Consider the following 7,033-nt stretch of genomic DNA (forward strand, 5'->3'; position numbering starts at 1 on the left):
CCCTCCCGTAATTATTCTTCCACATCAAATTGTTTTAAAAAGCGAATGTCGTTCGTGTAAAAATGGCGAATATCATCTACACCATATTTCAACATCGCAATTCTTTCAGGGCCCATTCCGAAAGCAAATCCTGTATATTTTTTGGAATCAAAGCCGGCCATTTCTAGAACATTTGGATGAACCATTCCAGCACCTAAAATTTCAATCCAGCCTGTTTGCTTACAAACACGGCAGCCATCTCCACCACAGATTTTACAAGAGATGTCCATTTCGACGGACGGTTCTGTGAATGGGAAGAAACTTGGACGTAAACGAATTTCGCGATCTTCTCCGAATATCTTTTTCGCAAATACTTCCAGAGTCCCTTTCAAATCACCCATCGTAATATTTTCATCAACGACTAACCCTTCAATTTGAGTAAATTGATGTGAATGAGTCGCATCATCATTATCGCGGCGATATACTTTCCCCGGACAAATGATTTTTACAGGTCCTTTGCCTTCATGTTTTTCCATTGTTCTTGCTTGAACAGGGGAAGTATGTGTGCGAAGTAAAATTTCTTCTGTAATGTAAAAAGAATCTTGCATATCGCGAGCAGGATGTCCTTTTGGCAAGTTCAACGCTTCAAAATTATAGTAATCTTTTTCGACTTCAGGACCTTCCGCCACTTTATACCCCATACCAATGAATAGATCTTCAATTTCCTCTATGATTTGGGTTAGTGGATGGCGGCTTCCCGTTTTAACTGGCCTTCCAGGGAGAGTAATGTCGATTGTTTCAGCATCTAACTGTTTACGAACAGCAGCTTCTTCTAATTCTTGCTGCTTTTTCGCAATTTCATTTGTGATAGTTTCTCTCACGACATTAACGAGAGCACCCATTTTCGGACGTTCTTCTGCAGATAATTTCCCCATACCTCGAAGAACTTCCGTAATCGGACCTTTTTTTCCTAAATAGGCAACACGGACTTCATTCAATGCTTTTAAATCATGAGCCTCATTGATTTTAGCCAAAGCTTCAGCTTCTAATTGTTTTAGCTTTTCTTCCACAATCATTTCCTCCTTCAATATAACTGAATACAAAAAAGCCCCAATCCCAGAAAGGGACGAGGCTTAGGTCGCGGTACCACCCTTATAAACATATTTCTAGCTTATGCACTCAGCGCATCTGCTTTTCAAATCATGTTCACTTCATTGTTATAACGGCAATCGCCGGGGTATCTTTACGAATTTTCGGTCCCGATACCGACTCAAGAGGTGAACTTCACCTAGATTCCACTGAAAATGCTCACAGTCAAGGCATTTTCTTCCTGAAAGCTTTCTCTCGGTTACTTTTCTCCGTCACAGTCATTATCCTTATTTAGATATACAATCCATTATAGATGGTATGCTCCGCAATTTCAAACCTATTTTCTTAAATAATATAAAAGAATGCCAGCTGCTACAGCGACATTTAAGGATTCGCTCTTCCCAAAGATCGGGATAAATAGATTTTTATCTGTTTTGTTAAGAATTTCTCGGGCTACCCCCGCACCTTCATTTCCGACGATTAGGGCAAAAGAATCGGTTGGCGAAACTTCCTTGTAGGAAACCGCTCCTTCCAAAGACGTTCCAAAGACTGGGATACCGGATTTTTTAAATGTTTCTATCCATGTATGTAAGTCTCCTGTTACGATAGGCAAATGAAAATGGCTCCCTTGTGCAGAACGGATCACTTTAGGGTTGTATATATCACCTGATCCTTCTCCCATAATGACAACATCTATACCCGCCGCATCTGCTGTACGAATCATTGTACCAATGTTTCCCGGATCTTGAACGCCATCTAGTAATAAAAATTTTATTTGTTTGGTTAGATCGATGATTGGCTCATTTTTACGGCATACAGCAAATACTCCTTGGGGAGTTTTCGTATCTGAAATGATTTTGCTAATATCAGCGGTTATCATCGTTACTGAAGGTGAATTTTTCATAATCCAAGTGTCTGGCATCTGAATGTTTTCTTGAATCATTATTTCAATAACATCATTTGTCCTCAATGCCTCTTCAATAAGATGCTCACCTTCAATAATATATTTCCCTGTCAAATCTCGATCCTTTTTTGATAGTAGTTTTTTCCATTCTTTTACTCGAGAATTTTTTGTTGATTGAATATGTTCCATTCGTTAAGTCCTTTCAATTTCTTCTTTATACCATTATACATATTCCTGTGAATTTGCGAAAAACTAAGTTGAACTTAAAACGAAAGGGGTTTACATTTATGGATATTAATATAAGAAACGCCGTTATACACAATGTTTCAGGAAATACGCAAGACCAATTGAGAGATACGATCGTAGATGCAATCCAGCGAGGCGAGGAAAAGCTTCTCCCTGGACTAGGAGTATTATTTGAAGTAATTTGGCAAAATGCGGATGAACAAGAGCAAAAAACGATGCTGGACACATTGGAACAAGGTTTGAAATAAAACCAGGCGCATGAACAGTCATGCGCCTTTGTTTCTGAAGTAAGAAAGTATGTTTTTTTATTGTTTTTCAAGCAAATTTATATACTCCATTACTTTTGGATAATCAGAAAAAATCGGATAACCCATTTTTTTAGCGACAGTTTCACTTATTTCTTCAAATAGTGAGCACATTGTGTGAAGACCTCTCCAAATATCTTGATAATCTCCGTTAGAATACGTGGAAACAAATTTTTCCCACAACTTCTTATCTAAATAATTTTCTAGCCATTTACCATCTTTACCAGTGTTAATCATAAATGAATGGTTACTTCCTATATACCAATCAAGAATAAGCACCAGCATTTTACGCACTGGACCTTCCATCATCGATTTGGCATATGGAAGTTCAAAGCGCTTTAACCCTTTCGCAACATATGTTGCCACCCACCAAAATTCATTTTGGCAGTCCAAAAATTCTTCTGTCGTTGGTTTTTTCGTAATATAGTCAAATTCGTTAGGTTTCGGCAAAGGGGGTAAAAGCTTATCTTTATCTAAGAGTATCACACTTAAACTATCGAAAGTTGATTGTTTTTCTAACTCTTCTAATGGAAGCAACGTTAAATCAATGCGGTTACCATCAGCAAATTGCATTAAATAACTAAAGCCCGGCCAATCTGATGGAAATAAGGACATTGTATCCGGCATTTGCATAATAATTCGTTCACCGAATGCATTGACCCACGAATGATCTGCTAAAAAAGAGTTTAATTCCTGTACGTAATAAACGATATCAAAATCTTGATAACGATCTTTCTTTACATTTGGATTTACTCTAGAACCATTCATCAATACTGCTCTGATTCTTTCATCATTTTTAGCAATTGAAAGGATTATAGACATCATTTCCTGCTCAGTTCTCAATAATTTCCCCTCCATTTAATATTTAATAAATTTTATTATTTATTTATGAGGAGGAGAACGAGCTTGTGGCCTAGGTTATAGCTTGCAAAATTGCTTTTTCATGGATTTCCTCCTTATTCAAATGTAATTTTATCAACTGTTTTCTTATCTAAACGCTTTACTACTTCTGTTATTAGCTTAACCGCATTTTCATAGTCATCACGATGAAGAATTCCGGCATGTGTATGGATATAACGAGTAGCAATTGTAATGGCAAGAGAAGGCGCTCCTTCATGTACTAAGTGAGTGGAACCAGCATCTGTTCCTCCGCCAGGAATCGCATCGAACTGATATGGAATTCCGAGCTCATCTGCAGTCTTTGTTACTAGATCACGAAGTCCTTTGTGGGAAACCATAGATGCATCATATAAAATAATTTGTGGTCCGTCTCCCATCTTACCCATTGCTTCTTTTTCACTTACTCCTGGTGTATCTCCTGCAATTCCAACATCAACTGCAATAGAAATATCAGGCTGCACTTTGTTTCCTGCTGTTTTTGCACCTCTTAATCCAACTTCCTCTTGTACTGTTCCAACGCCGTATACGACATTTGGATGGTTTTCATTTTTTAAATTCTTTAATACATCAATCGCAATGGCACAGCCAATTCGGTTATCCCACGCTTTGGCGAGGAGATGTTTTTCATTATTCATTACCGTAAATTCAAAATACGGTACTGCCATGTCTCCTGGGCGAACTCCCCATTCAATTGCTTCTTCACGGCTAGAAGCACCAATATCGATGAACATATCCTTAATGTCTATTGGTTTTTTTCGTGCTTCTGCAGATAGAATATGTGGAGGTTTTGAACCAATAACACCTGTAATATCGCCATTATCTGTTACAATCGTCACCCGCTGTGCAAGCATGACCTGAGACCACCAGCCACCGACGGTTTGAAAACGTAAAAAACCATTTTTATCGATTTGCGTAATCATGAAGCCGACCTCATCCAAATGCCCTGCGATCATAATTTTCGGACCGTTTTCATCACCAGTTTTTTTGGCAATTAAGCTTCCAAGACCATCTGTTTCAATTTCATCTGCGTAAGGTGTTATGTAATTTTTCATGACTTCTCTTGGTTCATGTTCATTTCCAGGAATGCCTTTTGCGTCTGTCAACTCTTTTAACATCTTTAATGTTTCATCTAATTTTTGCATGTTGAAACCTCCATATATAAAAATTTAATTAATACCCTTCTTGCTGCCTTTTGTAGTTTACTTCATTTTTAGCTATGTACGCATTGTGAACATCATCAATCGTAAAACCTAAAGATTGTCCTAGAATAAAATATTGACGCAATAATTCTTCATAAATATCAAACGTTCTTTTTTGTCTTAGATCATCTACGAGGGAAAATACTTTTAAAAAGCTGCGTACTAAATCCTCATTTCCATCAGCAGATACGATTGATATAGGCTCGTTGGAATATCCAAGTTCCAACCCAATTGAAAGAATAAAATGAATCCCATCTACAAATTCTTCTAATATTACATGACTATCAGATGCAGGCTTTTTACTCCAAAATTTAAAACATCTTGTTTCATTCGCTAGTTCGCCAATTTCAACGAGCAAGGCTAGAATTTTTTCTTCCAATAATTGATGATTCTCTAGTCCATGTTCTTTTTCAATGTATTCATCTAACTGAGCTTGCATAGAAAACAATTCTTCTAATCTCATTTTTTATCCCTCCAAAAAAATTATAACAGAAATTGAAACCTTTTCACTTATTAGACGTATAGGTGGATAAGATTACTTGAATGGAGGCCTCTTCATGATTTACTTGCTGAGACTCGTAATTTTTGCATTTATTATTTACCTCATTTATAAAATAGTCAAGTTTATCGTCGATCCAAAGAGAAAACTTGAAAGTGCCCATGAACAAAAAAAATATTTTTTCTATGATATTCCTGATAATATTAGAAAAAATTTTCTTATCACATATAATGGTGTCATGTTTGAGGGAGAAAAGTACTTAGGAACGACTGATGATTCATTTGAAGTTGTATCAATTTTTATATGGCCTCACAATGCCGATCTGCTTAAAGGCTTGTCCTATGAGGATTTTGTCTATATCGAAAATGAGGTTAAACTTAGATATCCTGTTAGTGAAATTGACTGGAAAAGTCCTATTAAAGAATTGTTGGCTAAAAAGAAGTCGTAATGAAAACCCCTGTTTATGATCTGACCCAATAAAGTTAGACAAATAATTTTAGGCAACTTCTAAGACTTGAGTTCAGTATTCTACTGGGCTCAAGTCTTTTAATTTTGCCTTCATTCGTTTGTAATTGTAATACCTAATATATTCTTCTAATTCTTTTTCAAAGTGCGCCATACTTTCAAATTCTTGCAGATACAGTAGTTCAGATTTTAATAAACCGAAGAAATTCTCCATAACGGCATTATCCAAGCAGTTGCCCTTACGGGACATACTTTGTGTAATCTGGTGCTCTTGTAATGTTTTCTGATACTTCTTCATTTGATAATGCCATCCTTGATCAGAATGAAGAATGACTTTATCTTCTGGTTGGATACGTTTAATCGCTTCATCTAACATATCACTCACCAGTTGATAGACCGGTCGATTCATGACTTTATATGCAATAATTTCGCCATTGCACAAATCGAGAACAGGAGACAAATAACGTTTTTCCCCAAATAGATGGAATTCGGTCACGTCTGTTACCCATTTTTGATTCATTTTATCTGCGTTAAAATCACGTTGTAACACGTTCGGCGCGATTTTACCCACGTTCCCTTTATAAGAACGATACTTCTTCATGCGGACCATACATTTTAAGCCCATCTCATTCATTAGACGATTAATTGTTTTAGGATCGTGTGAATAACCGTGTTTCCTCAACTCTTTTGCGACACGGCGATAACCATAACGGCCTTTATGTTCGTGGTAAATTATCTTGATTGTTTCTTTTACTTGTCCATATTTATCTGCTTGATCTAAACGTTTTTCCCAATAATAGTACGTGCTACGTGGAATGCCTGCGACTTCAACTAAATCCACAACTTCATACTGATCCTTTAGTTCAAAAATTACTTGCGCTTTGATTTTGTTTGTAATTTTTCCTGCATCTGAACTAAAGCATTCAACTTTTTTAAGTAAGCATTCTCCATTTCTAAACGCTTGATTTTCGCTTGTAACGCTTCTACTGAGTCTTCACCTGGTGCCAATTTATTTAATTCGTTTTTATTGGTTTCCTTCTTCATGGATGGACGCCCCTTTTTCCTTGGTTCTAGCGCATCCAGCCCTTGTTTTTTTAATATCTGCTCCCAATGATAAATAGTACTTGGAGAAGATATATTAAACTTACTCGCTGTTTCTCGAAGAGAAGCGCCTGTTTCGTTCATAAAATTAAGTACGTCTAGTTTAAACTGAATAGAGTAAGCTGTATAGTCTTTTTCAAAACCTTTGATTCCTTGTGCCTCAAATAACTTTACCCAGTTGATAACTTGAGACTTAGTTGAACCAATACTTTCTGCAATATCTTTATAACTATCAGCTCCACTTAAATAACGTTTCACTGCGTCTAATTTTATTTCCATTGTATACTTTGACATAAAAACACCCCGTAAATGTTAGTTTAGTGTCTAACATTTACGGGGCAGTTCA

Annotated in this window: 8 protein-coding genes and 1 other annotated feature; of the genes, 2 read left to right on the forward strand and 6 right to left on the reverse strand. The window is 36.6% G+C overall.

Annotated elements, in window-relative coordinates:
- Window positions 1-11: 11 nt before the first annotated feature.
- Window positions 12-1,049 carry a phenylalanine--tRNA ligase subunit alpha gene (pheS, locus tag KHA97_RS07620; RefSeq protein ID WP_213124087.1) on the reverse strand — a complete coding sequence of 346 codons (1,038 nt, stop codon included), beginning with the start codon at window positions 1,047-1,049 and terminating at the stop codon, window positions 12-14.
- 49 nt (window positions 1,050-1,098) lie between these two features.
- Window positions 1,099-1,353, reverse strand: a binding site (T-box leader).
- Between the two features lie 52 nt (window positions 1,354-1,405).
- Complete coding sequence (locus KHA97_RS07625; RefSeq protein WP_213124088.1) at window positions 1,406-2,161, reverse strand: TrmH family RNA methyltransferase; 756 nt, start codon at window positions 2,159-2,161, stop codon at window positions 1,406-1,408.
- A 98-nt stretch (window positions 2,162-2,259) separates the two neighbouring features.
- On the opposite strand from KHA97_RS07625, the gene sspI reads away from it, so the two are divergent.
- On the forward strand, window positions 2,260-2,466 hold the full coding sequence (gene sspI / locus KHA97_RS07630) for a small acid-soluble spore protein SspI (protein WP_213124089.1): 207 nt from the start codon (window positions 2,260-2,262) through the stop codon (window positions 2,464-2,466).
- Window positions 2,467-2,523: 57 nt separating this feature from the next.
- Here the strand turns inward: sspI and KHA97_RS07635 are convergent, their stop codons facing one another.
- The 3 genes from KHA97_RS07635 to KHA97_RS07645 form a co-directional block, all read right to left on the reverse strand.
- Entirely contained in the window at window positions 2,524-3,366 is an 843-nt protein-coding gene (locus KHA97_RS07635; protein ID WP_213124090.1) for an aminoglycoside 6-adenylyltransferase, read from the reverse strand.
- A 113-nt stretch (window positions 3,367-3,479) separates the two neighbouring features.
- Window positions 3,480-4,565 carry a M42 family metallopeptidase gene (locus tag KHA97_RS07640; RefSeq protein ID WP_213124091.1) on the reverse strand — a complete coding sequence of 362 codons (1,086 nt, stop codon included), beginning with the start codon at window positions 4,563-4,565 and terminating at the stop codon, window positions 3,480-3,482.
- 28 nt (window positions 4,566-4,593) lie between these two features.
- Window positions 4,594-5,085: a dUTP diphosphatase gene (locus tag KHA97_RS07645; protein WP_213124092.1), complete on the reverse strand. Its 492-nt coding sequence runs from the start codon at window positions 5,083-5,085 to the stop codon at window positions 4,594-4,596.
- Between the two features lie 94 nt (window positions 5,086-5,179).
- On the opposite strand from KHA97_RS07645, the gene KHA97_RS07650 reads away from it, so the two are divergent.
- Window positions 5,180-5,569 carry a sigma-w pathway protein ysdB gene (locus KHA97_RS07650; protein ID WP_213124093.1) on the forward strand — a complete coding sequence of 130 codons (390 nt, stop codon included), beginning with the start codon at window positions 5,180-5,182 and terminating at the stop codon, window positions 5,567-5,569.
- A 72-nt stretch (window positions 5,570-5,641) separates the two neighbouring features.
- On the opposite strand, the gene KHA97_RS07655 is transcribed toward KHA97_RS07650, so the two are convergent.
- A protein-coding gene (locus KHA97_RS07655; protein WP_213124094.1) for an IS3 family transposase occupies window positions 5,642-6,981 on the reverse strand; the annotation gives its coding sequence in 2 pieces (ribosomal slippage) (window positions 5,642-6,522 and window positions 6,522-6,981; 1,341 coding nt in all).
- Between the last annotated feature and the right edge of the window lie 52 nt (window positions 6,982-7,033).

Source organism: Lederbergia citri (genome assembly GCF_018343625.1).
In the GTDB taxonomy this organism is placed as follows: Bacteria; Bacillota; Bacilli; order Bacillales; family Bacillaceae_C; genus Lederbergia; species Lederbergia citri.

What these genes read in the sequence shown, in the direction of transcription:
- KHA97_RS07650 (WP_213124093.1), top strand. Translation starts at nt 5,180, where the DNA reads ATGATTTACTTGCTGAGACTCGTAATTTTTGCATTTATTATTTACCTC.
- KHA97_RS07640 (WP_213124091.1), bottom strand. Translation starts at nt 4,565, where the DNA reads ATGCAAAAATTAGATGAAACATTAAAGATGTTAAAAGAGTTGACAGAC.
- sspI (WP_213124089.1), top strand. Translation starts at nt 2,260, where the DNA reads ATGGATATTAATATAAGAAACGCCGTTATACACAATGTTTCAGGAAAT.
- KHA97_RS07625 (WP_213124088.1), bottom strand. Translation starts at nt 2,161, where the DNA reads ATGGAACATATTCAATCAACAAAAAATTCTCGAGTAAAAGAATGGAAA.
- KHA97_RS07645 (WP_213124092.1), bottom strand. Translation starts at nt 5,085, where the DNA reads ATGAGATTAGAAGAATTGTTTTCTATGCAAGCTCAGTTAGATGAATAC.